Raw genomic sequence first — 18,376 nt, forward strand, 5'->3', positions numbered from 1 at the left:
GCACTTATATGGATTGCGGGAAAGAAGGAATTGCTTTTGTCCAAGAAGGAATCGTTTATTAAAGGCACGTTAATTTTGGCGGGAGCCGCGCTGATCGCAAGGGTGCTTGGCTTGTTCCAGCGCGTTCCGTTGGAGCACATCCTTGGAGATATCGGGAACGCGTCGTATTCGCAAGCGAATGCGGCGTATTTCATGCTGTTAACTTTAGCAACGGCGGGGATCCCGAGTACGCTGAGCAAAATGGTGTCGGAGCGGCACGCGCTGAACCGGCCGGAGGAGGCGCGGCGCGTGTACCAGGCGGCGCTGCTCTTTGCCGGTGTGGCGGGCTTGGTCATGTTCGTGCTGCTGTATGCCTTGGCGCCCTATTATGCGGAAGCTTCCGGCGTTCCGGAATCGGTGATGGCCATTCGTGCCCTGGCGCCGGCCTTGCTGCTGTTCCCGCTGATCGCTATGATCCGAGGTTACTTGCAAGGTCGGAATATCATGATCGCCGGGGGGGTTTCACAGGTCATCGAGCAGATCGTGCGGGTGGCGGCCGGCATTATTTTGGCGTTCGTGTTGTTCCACTGGGGCTATTCGGGCGAAAAGATCGCGGCCGGCGCGACGTTTGGCGCGGTGCTCGGCGGAGTTGCCGCACTGATCGTGATGTTGGTGTACAGCATGAAGCTGCAGCGGAAAGACCAGGCCGCGGGGCGAGGAAAGCCGCGGGGCGATTCCGGTCGTCTGCCGTTTAAGCGGATCTATGCGGAGATCTTTAAGCTGTCGATTCCGATCGTGCTAACCGCGCTGGCGGTACCGGCGGTCAACTTCATCGATAACTCGATCCTGAAGCCGTTGCTGACCGGGCAAATCGGCTCCGGACAAGCCACCTACATCCTCGGGATCCTCGGCAACCGGGCGCAGATGATCGCCGGGATTCCGCCGATTCTGGCGATTGCGCTCAGCCAATCGCTGGTGCCGATCATCTCCGCCGCATACGCGCGGAAGGACCAGGAACATCTCCAGCGTCAGGTCACCCTGGCGATGCGAGTCGCAGTGTTGAGCGGGATGCCGATTATCCTTGCGCTGGGCACGGCGGCTTACTCTGTGAACGGGCTGCTGTTCAGCACCCGGGACGGCAGCAGCATCGTGGCGTTGCTGACGTATGCGACGATTTTTCAAATTACGATGATGACCAGTAACTCGATTCTGCTTGGGGTAGGCAAAGCTAATTTGTCGATGGTGCACGTGGCCATCGGGATTCTCGTGAAGCTGGCGGCCAGCTATGTGTTTGCGCAGTTTTGGGGGATATATGGCATCATTATCGCCACCGGACTCTGCTTCTTTGTCATCACGCTGCTGAACGTTCGGGCGATGAAGCAAATCGTGCCGTTCTCGCTCATGGGCAGCCGCTGGGGCGGTTTCCTGGTGACGGTCGTGGTGTTGTCCGGTGTCGGCTACGGCCTGAACCAGGCCGGAATTCAAATGGTGGACCTGATGCCGGCGCGGGTCGCCTTCTTCCTGACCTGCTGTATCGTTGGCGTGGCAGTAGTCGCACTTTACCCAGTGCTGCTCATCCTGCTGCGCGTCGTCCGGAAGGACGAGCTGGCTAGCTACCCAGCCCCCCTCCGCAAAATCCTCTCCCCGCTCATGCGCCTGCAACGCGGCGGCCGAGATCGTCAAGTTCAGTGAGGAAGAAGTACGTCGGGGATGCTTTGATGTAGCTTTTGCACGATTATCCCATTGGCTCAGGAAAGCTAGAAGTGCGAGGGGATGCCACACGCGGTTGCAGAGGGGCGGGCGGTAGGTTGATGGGTAAAGCTCGGCTAACTAAGGTATCCTGCGTGAGCGCTTTTGCATGATTATCCCTTTGGTTAAGGAAAGGTGGAAGGTACGAGGGGATGCCTCATGTGGTTGCAGTGGGGTGAGCGGCAGGGCGTTGGGTAAAATGTATATTCACTTGTGTTGCTTTTGAGTTACCTGATCATACGGGATAATGGTGAAAAAGAGCTGGCAAGGGAGGTCCCTCGGGGGGAGGAGGGTAGACGAAGACGGGAGCGGGGGTGACGTTCAACTCAACCTCAACCCCGGTCAGTCAATGCTCCTCCACCGCATCGTGCACAAATGCGGTGGTGAGGATGCCGTTCCTGTGCGAGCGGCTGATGTCGCACAGGAACGGCGCCTTTGGCGCGCTGATGTCGTCCAGCGCGCGGGTGTCTTTGAGCCAATCCTCTCGGGAGATTGGCTCATAGGCGGTGTCGCCCCAAGCGCTGAGCAGCTTGGGGCTGTAGAGACGCTGGCCCGGCGGCAGCGTCTCCTGGGCGAGAAGCTCTGACCCCTGTACCTTGGCGGTCAGAGCTTCTTCTAAATTGGCCGTGAACAGTTCCGGCCAATAGTCCGCCCGCGAGCCGCTGTGCGGCACGCTCGCGGCGAAGTGCTCCGCGCCGCTGCGCACGGCGCGGTAGCCCATCAGCATCGCGTACAGGCTCTTGCCTAACGCGATGCGGGCCTGCAGGCTGCCGAAGTCGGAGACGGTGCGCCCCGCAAGGCGGCGCATTTTACCCCCGGCAGCCCCGTCCACTCCCGCCGCTTCGCTCAGCGGGAACACCACCTGGTTTAATCCAGCCAGGCTGAACAGGCGGAAGTTCATTTTTTCCGTGACATGCTTCTGGAAGTAAGGATGGCGCACCACGCGTTTCTCAATATAATTCTGCTCGTTGATGATGAGTCCGACGGTCAGCAAGGCGCTGCTGCGGTCGATCCAAAACCGCTCCCAAAACGGCCGCATAAAACGGGAAACGTGAAAATACGGCAGCAAGTGGAACCGGCTGGCTCCGAACTCCCGGCTAATCATGTACAGTCTAAGCTGCGGATAAGCGTCCTGAAAAATCAGGGCGTTGCAACGTTCCAGAAACCGATACGTGAGCCGTTTCTCTTCGGCATCAATCACATCAGCCATTCGGCTGCTGTGCAGGTCTGTCATGTTCCAGCCGGCGTTTCGCGAGACCATATGCGCGAGGAAAGCCCAGTGCAGCTCCGGGCAAGCTTGATAGCAGGCGAGATAAGCCGCCGTCCGGCTGATGTTGTTCGCACCGGCCAAACGGGTTTCCTCAGCGATTGCTTCGGCCAACTGCAAATCCTCGGCGCTGTAATCTTCACCTGCTGACGCCGTCCGAGCGGCCGCAGTGCGCCGCAGCAACTCCTCGATCTCGCTGATGACCGTACGGGCGGCCGCTTCGTTCCAGCCCAAATCAACCGTCTCTTTCCGCAATTCAGAAGAATCGGAAAGCACGGCGGTTTTGTTTTTGAGCATGGTTGAGATTGCGGCGGGCAGGCTGGACATCCATCTTCTCAGGTTGACAGCCTTCCCATTGTCTTGGCGGTGGTCCCCCATGGATTCCGCCTCCCTTCTACCTTAGATCGAGCGTCCGAATATTTGGCGGCCGGCTAGGCATAATACGATCTAGTATGTCCAAAAAGATTGACTTCCACTCCCGCTTCTGGTTGACTAGAAGTATCCTGATGAAAGGAAGGATCATCCATGAAAAAAATTACGTCCCCCGCGGAATTTCAAGTCAGCATTCAATCCAGCAACTTAATCGTAGCGGTCTTTAAAGCCGACTGGTGCTCGGATTGTAAATTCATAGATCCGTTTATGCCTGAAGTTGAGGCGAAATACGAAGGTCGCCTGACTTTGATTGAGGTCGACGTAGACCAAGTTGGCGAGGTCAGCCAGGAGCAAAACATTCTCGGGATCCCCAGCTTTGTTGCCTATACCGACGGCCGCGAGCTGGTTCGGTTCGTCAACAAACTCCGCAAGTCCCGTGAGGAAATCGAGGATTTCCTGAACAAGGCGTTGGATGTGTATCATACGCTCCATGATACGCTGGAAACCCGCGATACGTTATAATCTAAATCAAACAAGCGCCATTATATTCATCACACCGCCGCAAGGACTTCCCCTTGCGGCGGTGTCTATTTTTCAACATTTTCTATGAAAGTGGTTACTTGATCGGTTATAATGAAAAGGATGACCGATTAACTTAAAGGTGTGAACCGTTTTGCATACGAAATTTTTGAAATGGCTCAGTTATGCCTCTTGTTTTGTCATGTTCCTGGCGACGCTTGGGGGCAGTGTGGTGACCAAGACGGAATCCGGACTCGGCTGCGGCACTGATTGGCCGCTTTGCCACGGGAAGTTTGTTCCTGCTCATACGCTCGCTTCTATGATTGAATATTCCCATCGGGCAGTCAGCGGGGCGGCTGGTTTGCTCTCTTTGGCGGCGTTTGTAGCGTTTTGGCTGTACCGGAAGAACCGTAAGGATCTGCAGTTGTATTCTCTGATGGCCTTAATTTTTGTCATGGTACAGGCCGTGATGGGGGCGATGGCGGTGATTTATCCGAAGTCGTCCGCTGTAATGGCGCTGCATTTCGGGTTCTCGTTGATCGCTTTCGCCAGCTCGATCATGCTCGTTCTGGGCATTCGCGAGGAAGAACGCAGACAAGCTGATCGCAGCGTGGGGCGCTGTCCGCAAGACCCTATGCGCCCATCTGGCTCGGCAGCCCGCGTGTCTAAAGCGTTCCGCAATCTGACCTGGTTTGCGACGGGCTATACGTATATCGTTGTTTATCTCGGTGCCTATGTCAGCCATACGGACTCGGCGGGCGGATGCAGCGGCTGGCCGCTATGTAACGGTCAGCTCATTCCCGGATTATCCGGCGGAGAAGGGATCGCCTTTATTCACCGGGTTGCGGCCGCTCTGTTGCTGGTCGTGATCGCAACGGTTGGCCATTTTGCCTTCCGCAAGCATCCGGAACTGCCGGACATCCGCAAGCTGGGCGTTGCTGCAACGGTGCTGGTGATCGTTCAAGTGTTGACCGGGGCGACCATCGCGCTGACGTTAAACAATTACCACGTTTATCTCTTCGCTTCGCTGGCCCATATTATCGTGTTGGCCTCCTTGTTTGGGGTCTTGTGCTATTTAAGCGTCCGAACCTGGCAGTTGAGCCGAACAGCCAAGGAGGCACAGGCTGCGCCGGCTGACAAAGCCGTTTAACTGGCACTTCTTGACGTCCGGCTTCGGCGTGACTTCCGCGATTACGTCGGGATTGTCATGAATCTGTAGAATGACAGGGCCTCCCGAGGAGTGTGAGGTAAGGTATACTTTTGTCTATAGTGTAAAGTGATGCAACGACCGGGTGATGACCCGGTCTTTTAGGAGGATCAGGAGATGAGCTACAAGAACCTGCGTCAATGGATCGATGCACTGCAAAAAGAAAACGACCTGGCGATCATCGATGTGCCGGTTGATCCTTACCTGGAGTTGGCCGAAATTCACCGGCGGGTCATTGACGACGGCGGCCCGGCTTTGCTGTTTACCAATGTCAAAGGTACGCCTTTCCCCGTGGCAACGAATCTGTTCGGAACGCCTCGCCGGGTGGAGATGGCCTTTGGTCCCCGGCCTGAACAGCTTGCTAACCAACTGGTTGACGCGATACATAAACTGCTGCCGCCGACACCTAAAGCGATTTGGAATGAGCGCGGGCTAATCCGCGACGTACTGAAGGTCGGCATGAGAACGGTATCCAAAAAAGACGCCCCCATTCTGGACGTCTGCCGAACGGAAGCGCCGCTGAAGGACCTGCCGAAGGTGACCAGCTGGCAGAAGGACGGTGGCCCGTTTATTACACTGCCGCTTGTATATACGGAAAATCCGCTGCAGCCAAAAGAAAACAATCTGGGGATGTACCGGATCCAATTGTATGATGACCAAACTACCGGCGTGCACTGGCAAATCCAAAAAGGCGGAGGGTTCCACTACCATGAGGCGGAGAAACGCGGCGAGCCGTTGCCGGTATCCGTGTTCCTGGGCGGACCTCCAGCCATGATCGCCTCGGCGATCTCGCCGGTGCCTGAGCATCTGTCCGAGCTGCTGGTCGCTTCCTTCATTCTCGGCGAGAAGCTGCCGATGGCTGAAAACCCGCTGGGCGGCCACCGCATTCCGGCCGAATCGGAATTCGCCATCTTTGGGCTGGTGCCTCCGCATGAACGCCGACTCGAAGGTCCCTTCGGCGACCACTTTGGATATTATTCCTTGCAGCATGAATTCCCGGTGCTGCACGTCGGACATATGTGGCATCGGAAGGATGCTATCTACCCGGCGACGATCGTCGGTAAACCGCGTCAGGAGGATTATTATCTAGGCGATTTCCTGCAAAAGCTGCTGTCGCCAGCCTTCCCGATCGTAATGCCGAATGTGCGCTCGCTATGGACGTATGCGGAGAGCGGGTTCCATGCGCTGAGCTCGGCGGTCGTCCGTGAGAGCTATTCCCGCGAAGCGCTGGTGTCCGCCTTCCGCATTCTGGGTGAAGGCCAGCTCTCGCTGACCAAATTCCTCATGCTGACGGACAAGCTGATTGATCTCGCAGATTTCCGTCTGCTGCTGAAGACGGTGCTGGAACGTTTTGATCCGCGCACGGATCTGTTCATTCTAAACAACACCTCGCATGATACGCTGGATTATACCGGCCATAAGCTGAACCACGGCAGTAAGGCGATTCTGATCGGCGTAGGCGAGCCGATGCGCGAGCTGCCACGGGCGTACGAAGAAGGTGAAATCGCGGAAATCGATGCGATCCAAGTTTTTCATGACGGATGTCTTGTCGTTTCTGGTGCATCCTATGAGGACGAGCCGGAGCTTGCTGAGCGTCTGCTGGGCCGTCTTCGCGAACGCGGGACCGCTTGGCCGCTTGTGGTATTGGTGGATAACGCCGGAGCGGCGGCCCATGATCAAACGGCGTTCCTGTGGACGGTGTTTACGCGGTTTAATCCGGCCAGCGACATTTACGCGGCTTCCGAGGTGCGTCAGCATCATCTGTCCTACAGTTTGCCGCTGGTCATTGATGCTCGCATGAAGCCGGGTTATCCGGATGAGCTGTTCCCGCAAGAGGATATCGTGTCCTTGGTGGATCAGCGTTGGAAATCCTACTTTCTGTGAAAAGGGGAATGCCTATGCTGCGAAGCTTGCTTGGGGAGCCGCCTCGCCAAAACGAGGGGCGGTTGGCCGAAACGATCAGCGCGATGACGCAGACCGTGAGACTGCTGCAGAAGGAAATCAAGGAGCATCAAGACCCTACGCATGATTTCCGCAAGCTGGAGATTTGGGTGCACGGCTTGATCACTTCGTTGGATGAGCTCGAACAATGCTTATATGCCGCCACCTTTTTTCGCAAAAAGGTACATACCGAATTCGTTGAAGACATGGATCCGGTTGAACGGGCGGATTATGCAAGATATGTGTATTTTTACAAGGACGGATTCATTCGCGTGTTCTCGGCGCTGGACAAGCTCGGCACGGTGCTCAATGAACTGTTTGATTTGAACACATCGAAGGTGAAGTCGCGTTTCTCTTATTTTACCGTGCTGCGCCAATTTGCTGCTTTGAAGACTCACACCGAGCTGGGGAACCGGTTGAACGCGATTAAAGAGACGTACCGGGAAGCGCTGGGCGTGTTGCGGCGCCGGAGAAATACGGAGATTCACTACATGAACTCGGAGATGAAGGACGACTTGTGGCAACGGCATCAAGCGTTGTTCGGAAAGGTCGCTCTGGAGGACTTGGATCAGCATATCCGTGAGCTTGAGCAGGGATACCAAATGGTTTGCGAAACCTATTTCACGGTTTTTGACTACATCAATCATAGATGGAAAAAAATTACGGCGATCTAACCCGATCGCCATTCTTATTTTTCCTCTTTACAAAACGAACAAAACTCATTATACTCATCAATAGTTTTACATGACAGGTTAACAACGATGTAATCTCGCAAATGACTCTTTTAATTTCATATTTTATTTCTTATCGAGAGAGGCGGAGGGAAAGGCCCGATGAAGCCCAGCAACCGATTCGCCCGTGAAATGATTTGCAGGATGTAGCGCACTCGTCACGGCGGAATGTCATGGTGCTAATTCCTTCAAAACCGATGTGATTTACTCGGTTTTGGCAGATGAGAAGGCATTGTCTTTACGTAAAGAGAGCCCTTTGAATCTGTTAGGGCTCTTTTTCTTTAAGATATCAGAAAGTATAAACTTCGGAGCATTGGCATCCTGATATCGCAAGACAAACTTCCGCTAAACGCGGTCTGTCTACTTTGAATGTACGTCGATAGACGTTTTTCTTATATTTACGCCATGCTAGGAACAGGAGGTTAGCCGATTGATTGAACTTAAGGGCATTACGAAAATCTATCGCACCAAAAAAACGGCGACCCCCGCACTGTCCGGATTAAATCTGAGCGTTCGCAAAGGGGAAATCTTCGGCGTCATCGGTCATTCCGGTGCCGGCAAGAGCACGTTGATCCGCTGCATCAATTTGCTGGAGCGCCCGACCGAAGGTGAGGTGTGGGTCGGCGGGGTTGAGCTGACGAAGCTCGGTAAGCGTGAGCTGCAGCAGCAGCGCCGCAAGATCGGCATGATTTTTCAACATTTCAACCTGCTGTCATCGGCTACCGTTTATGATAATATCGCATTTCCGCTGACGCTGATCGGAACGCCGAAGGCGGCCATCGCGGAGAAGGTCAATGAGCTGCTGGCTCTCGTCGGCTTGGAGGAGCATCGTCACAAGTATCCGGCGCAGCTCTCCGGTGGTCAGAAGCAGCGCGTCGGCATCGCCCGGGCCTTGGCCAGCGAACCGGATGTGCTGCTGTGCGACGAGGCCACTTCGGCGCTGGATCCACAGACGACGGATTCCATCCTGAAGCTGCTGCTGGACATCAACAAGCGGTTCCAGCTGACGATCCTGCTGATTACGCACGAGATGCATGTCATCCAAAGCATCTGCGACCGTGTGGCGGTTATTCACCAAGGAGGCATCGTGGAAGAGGGGCCGGTGACGGAGGTGTTCCTGAAGCCGAAACATCCGGTGACCCGGGAGTTTATCCACCGGGAGTCAGGGGACGAAGGCTTGAAGCTGGCGACTTCGGTTCCGCATCCTGCGTGGGCGAAGCTGGTGAAAATCACGTTCCTGGGAGCGAAAACCTACGAATCGGTGTTGTCCCAGGTCGTTCGGGAAACCGGCGTCAACTTTGCCATCCTGCAAGGCACGATCTCAGCGATTAAGGATATCCCGTACGGTCAACTGACCGTATCGTTTGAAGGCGAAGATGACCAGGTGGAGCGCACGCTGTCGCTCCTGCGGGAACGCGACCTTGACGTGGAGGTGATCGAATAATGCGTGGATTGGATCTCGGAACCATCGATTGGGCAGAGATGGGTGTGGCCACGCTGGACACCCTAAAGATGATGGGTTTTGCAACCTTGTTTACTTTCTTGATCGGGCTTCCGCTCGGGGTGTTGCTGTACACCTTCTCGCGTTCTCAATCCTTGGTATTAGGATGGGTTTACCGGATAATTTCGCTAATTGTTAACATCCTTCGCTCGGTTCCGTTCATTATCTTGATCGTTGCGTTAATTCCGGTTACGCGGGCGATCATGGGCGTATCCACCGGTGTGGAGGGGACGATTCCGCCGCTGGTGATCGGGGCAGCCCCGTTCTTCGCCCGGTTGGTGGAAACGGCGCTGCGCGAGGTGGATCGCGGAGTGATCGAAGCTTCCCAAGCGATGGGCGCTTCCTCGTTCCAGATCATCCGCAAGGTGCTGCTGCCGGAATCGCTGCCCGGCCTGATCGCGGGCATGACGATTACCGTAGTCACGCTGGTGTCCTATACCGCCATGTCGGGCATGGTCGGCGGCGGTGGTCTCGGCGACCTGGCGATCCGTTACGGGTATTACCGGTACGAGACGGGAATCATGATCGTTTCGGTGATTTTTATGGTCATTCTGGTGCAGGTGCTGCAAATGCTGGGTGACCGCTTGGTGATTTATTTTACGCGGAAATAAGGAAACTTAAATATATAGAAGCATCCTTATTCAAAAAACCTTTAAGGGGGAGAACCTGCAATGAAAAAATGGACTTTATCTTTGTTAACGCTCGTATTGGTACTGGTACTGGCTGCTTGCGGCAGCAATAACGCCGCCAATAACGGGGCAGCAGGTAACACGGCTGGCGAAACGTCGGCAGCTGAAGGGAACGCCGCAGATACGGGGAACCAAACCGCGGCCGAGCCAGTGAAGCTGGTTGTAGGTGCGACCGTGCCTCATGCTGACATCTTGAAATTTATTGCACCGAAGCTGAAGGAAGAAGGCGTTGAGCTGGAAGTTAAAGAATTCACCGATTATGTGCAACCCAACGTACAGCTGTATGAAAAAGAGTTGGATGCGAACTACTTCCAACATCAGCCTTACCTGGACGAACAAAATGCCCAAAACGGCTTTGATCTCGTTCCGGTTGTAGGGGTTCACGTTGAACCGTTTGGCGCTTACTCCAACAAATACAAATCCGCTGACGAGCTTCCGGACGGCGCTACAATCGCGATCCCGAACGACCCAACCAACGGCGGCCGCGCGTTGCTGTTGCTGCAGAAGCAAGGGTTGATCAAACTGAAGGATGACGCTGGAATCACAGCAACGGCTAAAGACATCGTAGAAAATCCGAAAAACCTGAAATTCAAAGAAACGGATGCAGCTATGCTGCCTCGTCTGCTGCCTGAAGTGGATCTGGCGCTGATCAATACGAACTTCGCACTGGAAGCGAAGCTGAATCCGACGAAGGATGCTTTGTTCATCGAGGATAAAGATTCGCCATACACGAACCTTCTGGTAGCTCGCCCGGACAATAAAGATTCCGAAGCGATCCAGAAGCTGGCGAAGGCGCTGACTTCCGACGAAGTCCGCACGTTCATCAACGACACCTATGATGGTGCTTTGGTACCGGTATTCTAAGTAGCAAGAAGCAGAAATGTCCCGTTGCGTGTGCAGCGGGATTTTTTTGTTTTCCTGCCAGTTTGAAGCGTCCATTGCATCTCAACTGTAAAACTGCAGTTCATTTTCGGCAAATCGCCCGATTTATGGCCTGTGAAATGTAAAAGTGCATTCGATTGGAGGCAATTTGGCCCCAAAAGACGCTTCTGACGGGAAATCAACTGTACTTTTGCATTTGAAAGCTTAATGTCAGGGCATTTTGGTGAAAATCAACTGCACTTTTGCATTTAAAGAGCGCTGTTTCGTCGTGGAGCATGGGGGGAGCGCAAAAGAACGGGATAGAACGCCGCGGCGGTTTGTGGGAATCCTTTAAATCTTTTATACTTAAAGGGACAGCACCTGGGAGGAGGAGAAGGAACGTTGCATGGCAAAGTTGCCTTAATAACCGGGAGCGCCAAAGGCCTCGGGAAGAAAACAGCGCTGACGCTGGCAGAACAAGGCTGCCATATCGCGCTGAATTACGTACATAGCAAAGCGGAAGCGCTCTCCCTCCAATCGGACATCGAGCGCCTGGGCGTCCGCTGCATCGCAGTGCAAGCCGACGTTTCGCGCCGGGAGCAAATCGAGGACCTGGCCCGTCAAGTGAACGAGCAGCTCGGCACGATTGACATCCTGGTCAACAACGCCGGACCGTTTATCCGCGAACGCAAGCTGTTTGCCGACTACAGCCAGAGTGAAGTGCTGGCCATGATCGAAGGGAATTTGGTGGGCAGTCTGCTGCTGGATCATCTTGTGCTGCCGGGGATGCGGGAGAAACGATGGGGGCGGATCATCCATTTTGGATTTGGTCATGCCGCTGAATCGCGCGCCTGGCCGCATCGGGCGGTCTATGCCGCGGCCAAAACCGGACTGGTGTCCTTTACGAAGACGCTGGCCGTCGAGGAAGCCCCATACGGCATCACCGTCAATATGGTTTGCCCCGGCGACATTCGCGGGAGTCAGAAAGAGATGTCGATACATGAAGTTCGGGGGCTCCGCGATGGGGAGACGCCGCTGGGGCGTCCCGGAAGCGGGGAGGATATCGCCCGCGTCATTGCGTTTTTGTGCCATTCGGACTCGGATTTCATCACTGGCAATATCATGGACATCTCCGGCGGACTCGACCCGATCCGTCCGTGGATCAAGCCTTCTTAAGCGGGTCTGTCAGACCCAACAAAAAAACCCGGCCTTCCGACATCTTGCCGGAGCCGGGTTTGTTTAAACCCTCCTGCTGAAGAGCAATCATTCATGGATTGCGAATTAAAATACTTGTACGACCTCTTCTACGCCTTCCACTTCTTCAAACAGAGCGCGTTCGATCCCTGCTTTGAGGGTGATCGTGGAGCTTGGGCAGCTGCCGCAGGCACCCATCAATTTCAGTTTCACGATGCCGTCTTCTACGTCGACGAGTTCGACGTCGCCACCGTCACGTTGCAGGAAAGGCCGCAGTTTGTCCAATACTTCCAATACTTCATCATACAATTTATCTTGTACGTTTTCACTCATTGTTTTCAACTCCTTTCTTGCCTTATTATATTACAAAAAGTCAAAAATTTAAATGCTTCTTCATGGGGAGGACGGAAGATGAAACCGATCCTTGAATATTGTACGAATAATGCCAGTTTAGGTACGGACGAAGCGATTTGGAAAGTGAAGGAGCAAGTCGATTGCGATATCTATGAATACGGCTGCCTCACCGCTTGCGGCACGTGTTATTTGTTTCCGTACGTGCTGGTTGACGGCGAGCAGGTGGAGGGGGAAGAGGCCGACCAGTTAGCCGAACGAATCCTGCAAAAAATTAGGGAGACCCATCCGTAACGAAAGGTTCCCCCTGACGAAATTATTCGTAGACCCGAAGCTCGTTGTAGAACGTATCCCGTTCAACCGGAATGCGCCCGGCCCCTTTGACGAGCCAGATCAGCTCTTTTAACGTCAATCCTTCCGGGGTTTGCGCGCCTGCCGCATGGCTGATTTGCTCCTTCAGGATCGTGCCGTGTACGTCCGAGGCCCCAAAGGTTAAGGCCACCTGCGTCAGCTGGACGCCGATATTGATAAAGTAAGCTTTGATGTGCTGAATGTTATCCAGCATCAAGCGGCTGATCGCGATCGTCTTGAGGTCCTCGAAGGCCGAATTGCGGCGCATGATGCTGGCGTTCTTGTTTCGCGGCTGCATGGACAACGGGATAAACACCTGGAACCCGCCGGTTTCGTCCTGCAGATCGCGGATTTGCATCATATGGCGGATGCGATCCTCATAGGATTCGATAGAGCCGTAGAGCATCGTGGTTGGGGTCTTCATTCCCAGCCGGTGCGCCGTCCGATGGACGTCCAGATATTGGTCGACGTTGGCTTTCTCGACCTTCATCTTTTCCCGATATTGGTCGGACAAGATTTCCGCGCCGCCGCCGGTTAAGGATTCGAGGCCGGCTTCCTGCAGTTGCATCAGCACTTCCTTCGTGCTCAGGCCGCTGAGCCGGGTGAAGAATTCGATCTCCGCCGCCGTATACGCCTTGATGGTCACATGCGGGAAATTCTCTTTCAGCGCTTTGAGCGAGTCCACGTAATATTGGAACGGTACGTGGTTGTTGTGCCCGCCTACGATATGGAACTCACGGACGCCCGGAGTGATGTGCTGCTTCACGTAAGCGACCATTTCCTCCCCGGAAAGCGTATAAGCCCCTTCTTCTCCTTGATCCTTGCGGAAGCTGCAAAACGCACAGTGAGATTCGCAGACGTTCGTGAAGTAGAGGCTCATATTTTCGATAAAATATACCTTTTTCCCGTTCTTACGCAGGTTAACTTCATTCGCTAATTGCCCGATCGTCAATATATCATTGCTTTCATATAGATAGACACCGTCTTCGAGGTTGAGACGTTCGCCTTGGCGGACTTTGTCCACAATTTCGGCCATTCTCTTGTCGGTGTTTGGGGTGACTACAGTGAACATGACGTTCCCTCCGTTTCCAATTACATGAAATGCCTCGTATCCTAACAGTATGAATTACCTACCTATTATAAACCTCACATTCCAAGCGGGCAATAAGCCTAGGGCGAAGATTAAAGATTGGCAACTAGAAAAATCACAGTTGTTGAGCGATTGGAGGAGAAGGAGTATAATTTTTCGTAAAGGAGTGAGTGCATAATGATTAATATCAGCGACAGCGCCCTGGCGCGGATTAAAGATATGATAGCCCAAGAAGAAACACCCAATATGTTCCTGCGTGTCGGAGTGAATCCCGGCGGCTGCAGCGGCTTCTCCTACGGGATGGGCCTTGATGATCAGGAGAGCGAACAGGATGTCTATATGGACATCAAGGGGCTGAAGGTCGTCGTAGATAAGGACAGCATCCGTTATCTGAACGGCCTGGAGATCGACTTCAAGGAATCCGGCTTGAGCGGCGGCTTCACCATCCACAACCCGAACGCCATCGCCACCTGCGGATGCGGTCAATCGTTCCGCTTTAAGGACGAGGAAGGCGCGCCGCAACCTTGCGATTGATAAACGCAGTAACCACGCGGGTTCTCCGGTTTCACATTCCGTTGATCTGAACGGAAGCCGATACGGAAACCCACGCGCGAACGAACGTTTGGGATTGCGGATAACAGCGGAAAAATGAGCGTTAACAACCCCGAATAGTGTACGTTAACAACCCTAAAAAACGCATTTCAGGGTTGTGGATCACGGCCTCTATTACGTATAATCTCGCGATTATATCGTATTGGAGGTCGTTTTTTTATGTCGCTCAAGAAACGGGAACGGCGCGTACCTAACGGGGCTCGTACGCTGCACGAATATCCGCGGATTAAACTGGACCAGGCGATTGACTTTGTAATAAGCGCGAAGAAGGCGGAGGGGCTGCGCGAAAGGACGCTCGTAGATTACGCGAAACACTACGGCTATTTCGTCGATTGGCTGCGGGAGGCGCACGCTGACGTTGAATACGTGGACGAGGTTACTACGCAGATGGTTCGCGACCATATTTCGTATTTGAAATACGATCGGACGCGGTATGAGGGGCATAAGTATATCCCCACGAAGGATCAGCGCGTCGGACTATCGGATACCACGATCAATATACGGCTGCGTACGCTCAAGGCGATATTTAACCAGTTGGAGCGTGACGATTTGATCGAAGTTAATCCGCTCGCGAAGGTGAAGCTGTTACGCCAGGACGTGGATCTTACGAACTGTCTAACGGACGACGAAGTTAAGGCGATCCTCGCGCAGCCGAACCGCCGTGATTTCGTAGGGTTTCGTGATTACGTCGGGATCGTGACGCTCTTGGACAGTGGACTGCGGATCTCGGAGTTGCTCAAACTTCGTGCCGGCGACATTGATTTTCAGACGCGGTTTATCGTGCTGCCCGGCGAGATGAACAAAAACCGGAAGCCGCGCATGGTCCCTATATCTGCACACACCGCGAAGCTCCTCCTACAGCTTATTGAAGAAAACCGTCAATTCTTCTCGACGGATCGCCTTTTTATGTCCTCGTTTGGGGAGCCGATCTCTCCGAACCATTTCAATAAACGGCTGAAATATTACGGGGAAAAAGCGGGAGTGGCCGGTAAGAAGATGACCGCGCACGTCTACCGTCACACCTGGGCCCGCGCGATGGTCCTAAACGGTGCTGATCCGTTTACGATTCAGAAAATGGGCGGTTGGGCCGACATGCGCACGATGCGGCGATACGTGCAGATGGATACGGACGACTTGCGCAAGAGTCATGATGAATTTTCGCCAACGAATCGGTTTATTAAGAAGCGGAATTAGGAGGGCGTGCGCTAATGGCAGCGGTGAATAAAGGCGGTATTGTCCGCGTATCCAAACGTGACTCCTCATACGCGATCATTGATCCGTATTTCCTTTCGGATGAGCGCTTGTCGTGGAAGGCGAAGGGGCTACTCGGCTATTTATTGTCTAAGCCGTCCAACTGGCGCGTATATGTATCGGACCTCGTTAAACGTTCGAAGGACGGTAAAGACGCGGTTTATTCGGCGTTGCGCGAGTTAGAAGCCGCCGGGTACATTGAGCGCCGCCAACTACGCGATCCCGAAACGCAGCGGATCTCCGGATATGAGACGGTTGTTTTTGAGCGCCCGGTTGAACCGATCGACGACACGGAGCCAGACGCGGCTTCTCCATACGCGGAAAATCCGGATATGGAAAATCCAATTACGGAGAATCCGCCCCTAGTAATTAATGATTTAAATAATAATGACTTAAAGAATGACTGTATGAATGACGCGCACACGCGCGAAGACGACGAGACGATGGCCGCCTTACACCGCCGCCTATCCGCCATACCGCTCAATGACACGCACGCAGTCGGCGACTTTTACTTCGCGGACATCTACGCGGCCCTTTTGCGCCATTTTCCAGGCAGCCTCGATCCGGAAGTAATCGACCTGGCCGCGGAGCAATACGTCATGATGGCGATAGATATGCGTACTAACCTGCCGCGGATCGACGTAATTAATCCGGTAGGCTTGTTCGTTGACGCGTATAAGACGGCGCTGGCGCAATATAAGGCGCTCCGGTACAAGCGCAGGCGGGCGGCGGCTCCGTAAAATACGATACATATACCGCACTCTTTCCGCTCATTTACCGCGAAATTAGCCGCTCTAGCCGCGTCTGAATACTAGCGGTAGGGCAGGCGTATATAAGCGCTAATTTCGCGTAAAATCGTTCGACGTCGAACGAAATTCCAAACGTTGCGAATTGATCGTAAGTGCGATTCGACGCCGAAACGTCTTGTCGCAGTGCGTTGCGATTTCGTAAAGCGCCTCTAGTCCGCGATGTATCGACGTCGAGACATCCCTATAGCTGGATACCGTTTTTGTCGCGCCTGTAGACGGGATTGTGTGAAGTCGGCGCGGTCGACGTCGGATGGAAGTTATGCTATCTGCAGGAGCTTTGCGAACCCCAAATGCGCAACCGATTTCGCATTTTCGATAGTGCGTAACCATCTGATATATTGGCCGTGCGTCAAGTCGTTCTCTTTGACGTGTTTTAGTCGGCGTCCGATATTTGCGCACGTGCGCAATTTCCCGTCTTCCGAATGTTGACGTTCGATTTCCGATTTGTTGCCACGTGGCAACATCTCAAATTTAGCGACAAATGCGAAGACGTCTTCGTTTTCCAAATCGTTGAACGTGCAACGAAATTCTCCGTCTCAAATGCCACCCTGTTTAATTGACAGGTTGGTTTTTTATCTCGTGTACGAAATTGCACTTAATAGGTTTATTTATCCCCTTTAGGGGAACGGAGAATCAAGAAGCTTGAATAATTGCTTGGTACTGCCCGCATCATGCGCTCGTGTACGAAATTGCACTTAATAGGTTTATTTATCCCCTTTAGGGGACCGCGCAGGAATCTTTAATAGTCCGAAGGGAGCGAAATAAACGATGAAAATCGATTGGAAACGGAAATTATCTTCGCGCAAATTCTGGGCGCTGCTGGCCGCGTTTGCTACGTCTGTAATGGCGATTATCGGCGCGGACGAAAATACGACGCTGCAAGTTACCGGTGTGATTACGGCAGCCGGCGCGTGTGTGGCGTATATGTTGGCGGAGGGGATCGCGGACGCAGGGGGCGGAAATAAAACGGAAGAATAACGTAATAAGAGGGGCGTAAGCTAGCGGAGTAAAATCCGTTTGGCTTGCGCCCCATTTTTGCGTTTTATGACGAAATTAATCGTCCGTCGGATGTGCGCGTTACTCGCGTCCGGCATTTCGGGCATTTGTGGCTGCCGCCGATGAGTTTAAACGACTTTCCGCAATGCGGGCAGATTACGGTTTCGGCACGCATCTGTTTGACCGCTACCACAACGACGGCGATTGGGAGCGCGAGGATAAAGCATGCGATAATAAACATCAACATTAGCGGAAACCTCCGTACATAGCGTTTTCCATATCGTACCATAAGTGGAGGCGTACCGCTATAACTTTACCACGCGCGGAGTCTGTCCGCCAATAGATTCGAGAGTATCGCGCACCATTTCCGCTTTCTCCCGCGCCTGCCTCTCCCGCTCACATCGTTCGCGTTCTTCTTTAAGTGCCGCCTTGACTTCGCGCAGCTCGCGGACTGTCATTTCGTCCGGGGTTTTCGTCTCCCCGGACTTTAGCGTGTGTTCTCGCGTGCGTTCTTCGGGCGGTAGCGTTGCGATTTCGTAGAGGGCGGAAATTCCAATTTGACTCGACGTCGAGTCGTCTCCGCCCAACTCATCGAATACTACGATGAATTTATCCGCTGTTTTTCTATCCATTCCGATAGATTCCGAGCACCAACGCGACCACTGACCGTGCGCTAAATCGTTCTCTTTAACGTATTTGAGACGGCGTCCGATTCGCCGGCGACGCGCTTGTAGGCGTTGATTTCGGCGGTGATTGTGGGAAGGTCGGATGAGGGTACGCACAATATACGTACCCTTGGCGTGGAACACGAACAGTATTCGGGTTTGGGGCGTCGCGAAAACGAAAAAAAAAAGACCGCAAACCTCAACGGTCGGCGGCCGGGATGTACGAAATGCATATTAAAGG

Annotated in this window: 19 protein-coding genes and 1 riboswitch; of the genes, 14 read left to right on the forward strand and 5 right to left on the reverse strand. The window is 53.7% G+C overall.

Features of this window, described 5'->3' with window-relative positions; genetic code table 11:
- The first annotated feature begins 36 nt into the window (after window positions 1–36).
- On the forward strand, window positions 37–1,671 hold the full coding sequence (locus tag POTG_RS10310; protein ID WP_009224762.1) for a putative polysaccharide biosynthesis protein: 1,635 nt from the start codon (window positions 37–39) through the stop codon (window positions 1,669–1,671).
- A 403-nt stretch (window positions 1,672–2,074) separates the two neighbouring features.
- Here the strand turns inward: POTG_RS10310 and POTG_RS10315 are convergent, their stop codons facing one another.
- Window positions 2,075–3,373 carry a DUF2515 family protein gene (locus tag POTG_RS10315; protein WP_009224763.1) on the reverse strand — a complete coding sequence of 433 codons (1,299 nt, stop codon included), beginning with the start codon at window positions 3,371–3,373 and terminating at the stop codon, window positions 2,075–2,077.
- Window positions 3,374–3,520: 147 nt separating this feature from the next.
- Here POTG_RS10315 and POTG_RS10320 point away from each other — a divergent pair, with 147 nt between their 5' ends.
- The 8 genes from POTG_RS10320 (at window position 3,521) to POTG_RS10355 (ending at window position 11,992) form a co-directional block, all read left to right on the forward strand.
- Window positions 3,521–3,889 carry a thioredoxin family protein gene (locus tag POTG_RS10320; protein ID WP_009224764.1) on the forward strand — a complete coding sequence of 123 codons (369 nt, stop codon included), beginning with the start codon at window positions 3,521–3,523 and terminating at the stop codon, window positions 3,887–3,889.
- A 151-nt stretch (window positions 3,890–4,040) separates the two neighbouring features.
- Window positions 4,041–5,036, forward strand: coding sequence for a COX15/CtaA family protein (locus POTG_RS10325; RefSeq protein ID WP_009224765.1), 996 nt, complete (start codon window positions 4,041–4,043; stop codon window positions 5,034–5,036).
- A gap of 174 nt (window positions 5,037–5,210) precedes the next feature.
- Entirely contained in the window at window positions 5,211–6,977 is a 1,767-nt protein-coding gene (locus tag POTG_RS10330; RefSeq protein ID WP_009224766.1) for a UbiD family decarboxylase, read from the forward strand.
- 14 nt (window positions 6,978–6,991) lie between these two features.
- The gene (locus POTG_RS10335) at window positions 6,992–7,708 is read left to right on the forward strand and encodes a Cthe_2314 family HEPN domain-containing protein (protein WP_009224767.1); all 717 of its coding nucleotides are present in this window, start codon (window positions 6,992–6,994) and stop codon (window positions 7,706–7,708) included.
- A 127-nt stretch (window positions 7,709–7,835) separates the two neighbouring features.
- Window positions 7,836–7,993: riboswitch (SAM riboswitch) on the forward strand.
- Between the two features lie 202 nt (window positions 7,994–8,195).
- Complete coding sequence (locus POTG_RS10340; RefSeq protein ID WP_009224768.1) at window positions 8,196–9,209, forward strand: methionine ABC transporter ATP-binding protein; 1,014 nt, start codon at window positions 8,196–8,198, stop codon at window positions 9,207–9,209.
- On the forward strand, window positions 9,209–9,877 hold the full coding sequence (locus POTG_RS10345; RefSeq protein ID WP_009224769.1) for a methionine ABC transporter permease: 669 nt from the start codon (window positions 9,209–9,211) through the stop codon (window positions 9,875–9,877). Before POTG_RS10340 ends, POTG_RS10345 begins: the two co-directional genes overlap by 1 nt.
- Window positions 9,878–9,937: 60 nt before the next feature.
- Window positions 9,938–10,819 (forward strand): MetQ/NlpA family ABC transporter substrate-binding protein, encoded by an 882-nt coding sequence (locus POTG_RS10350; RefSeq protein WP_009224770.1) that lies wholly within the window; start codon window positions 9,938–9,940, stop codon window positions 10,817–10,819.
- 399 nt (window positions 10,820–11,218) lie between these two features.
- Window positions 11,219–11,992, forward strand: coding sequence for an SDR family oxidoreductase (locus POTG_RS10355; RefSeq protein WP_009224771.1), 774 nt, complete (start codon window positions 11,219–11,221; stop codon window positions 11,990–11,992).
- Between the two features lie 105 nt (window positions 11,993–12,097).
- Here POTG_RS10355 and POTG_RS10360 read toward each other — a convergent pair whose 3' ends face one another.
- Window positions 12,098–12,343, reverse strand: a complete 246-nt coding sequence (locus POTG_RS10360; RefSeq protein ID WP_009224772.1) for a NifU family protein — start codon at window positions 12,341–12,343, stop codon at window positions 12,098–12,100.
- Between the two features lie 78 nt (window positions 12,344–12,421).
- Between POTG_RS10360 and POTG_RS10365 the strand changes: the two genes are divergently transcribed.
- Entirely contained in the window at window positions 12,422–12,655 is a 234-nt protein-coding gene (locus POTG_RS10365) for a YuzB family protein (protein ID WP_009224773.1), read from the forward strand.
- 22 nt (window positions 12,656–12,677) lie between these two features.
- On the opposite strand, the gene mqnE is transcribed toward POTG_RS10365, so the two are convergent.
- On the reverse strand, window positions 12,678–13,784 hold the full coding sequence (gene mqnE, locus POTG_RS10370) for an aminofutalosine synthase MqnE (protein ID WP_009224774.1): 1,107 nt from the start codon (window positions 13,782–13,784) through the stop codon (window positions 12,678–12,680).
- A 195-nt stretch (window positions 13,785–13,979) separates the two neighbouring features.
- On the opposite strand from mqnE, the gene POTG_RS10375 reads away from it, so the two are divergent.
- From POTG_RS10375 to POTG_RS10395, 4 genes are all read left to right on the forward strand, one after another.
- The gene (locus tag POTG_RS10375; protein WP_009224775.1) at window positions 13,980–14,336 is read left to right on the forward strand and encodes a HesB/IscA family protein; all 357 of its coding nucleotides are present in this window, start codon (window positions 13,980–13,982) and stop codon (window positions 14,334–14,336) included.
- Between the two features lie 237 nt (window positions 14,337–14,573).
- The gene (locus POTG_RS10380; RefSeq protein ID WP_009224776.1) at window positions 14,574–15,608 is read left to right on the forward strand and encodes a tyrosine-type recombinase/integrase; all 1,035 of its coding nucleotides are present in this window, start codon (window positions 14,574–14,576) and stop codon (window positions 15,606–15,608) included.
- 14 nt (window positions 15,609–15,622) lie between these two features.
- Window positions 15,623–16,405 carry a helix-turn-helix domain-containing protein gene (locus tag POTG_RS10385; RefSeq protein WP_009224777.1) on the forward strand — a complete coding sequence of 261 codons (783 nt, stop codon included), beginning with the start codon at window positions 15,623–15,625 and terminating at the stop codon, window positions 16,403–16,405.
- An 837-nt stretch (window positions 16,406–17,242) separates the two neighbouring features.
- Window positions 17,243–17,452: a hypothetical protein gene (locus tag POTG_RS10395; protein ID WP_009224778.1), complete on the forward strand. Its 210-nt coding sequence runs from the start codon at window positions 17,243–17,245 to the stop codon at window positions 17,450–17,452.
- Window positions 17,453–17,516: 64 nt separating this feature from the next.
- Here POTG_RS10395 and POTG_RS10400 read toward each other — a convergent pair whose 3' ends face one another.
- Together POTG_RS10400 and POTG_RS23155 are read right to left on the reverse strand one after the other, a co-directional pair.
- Window positions 17,517–17,759 (reverse strand): DUF2614 family zinc ribbon-containing protein, encoded by a 243-nt coding sequence (locus tag POTG_RS10400; RefSeq protein WP_083791448.1) that lies wholly within the window; start codon window positions 17,757–17,759, stop codon window positions 17,517–17,519.
- A 16-nt stretch (window positions 17,760–17,775) separates the two neighbouring features.
- Entirely contained in the window at window positions 17,776–18,279 is a 504-nt protein-coding gene (locus POTG_RS23155) for a DUF3102 domain-containing protein (RefSeq protein WP_442852588.1), read from the reverse strand.
- Between the last annotated feature and the right edge of the window lie 97 nt (window positions 18,280–18,376).

The sequence above is a fragment of the Paenibacillus sp. oral taxon 786 str. D14 genome, assembly GCF_000159955.1.
Taxonomy (GTDB): Bacteria; Bacillota; Bacilli; order Paenibacillales; family Paenibacillaceae; genus Fontibacillus; species Fontibacillus phoenicis.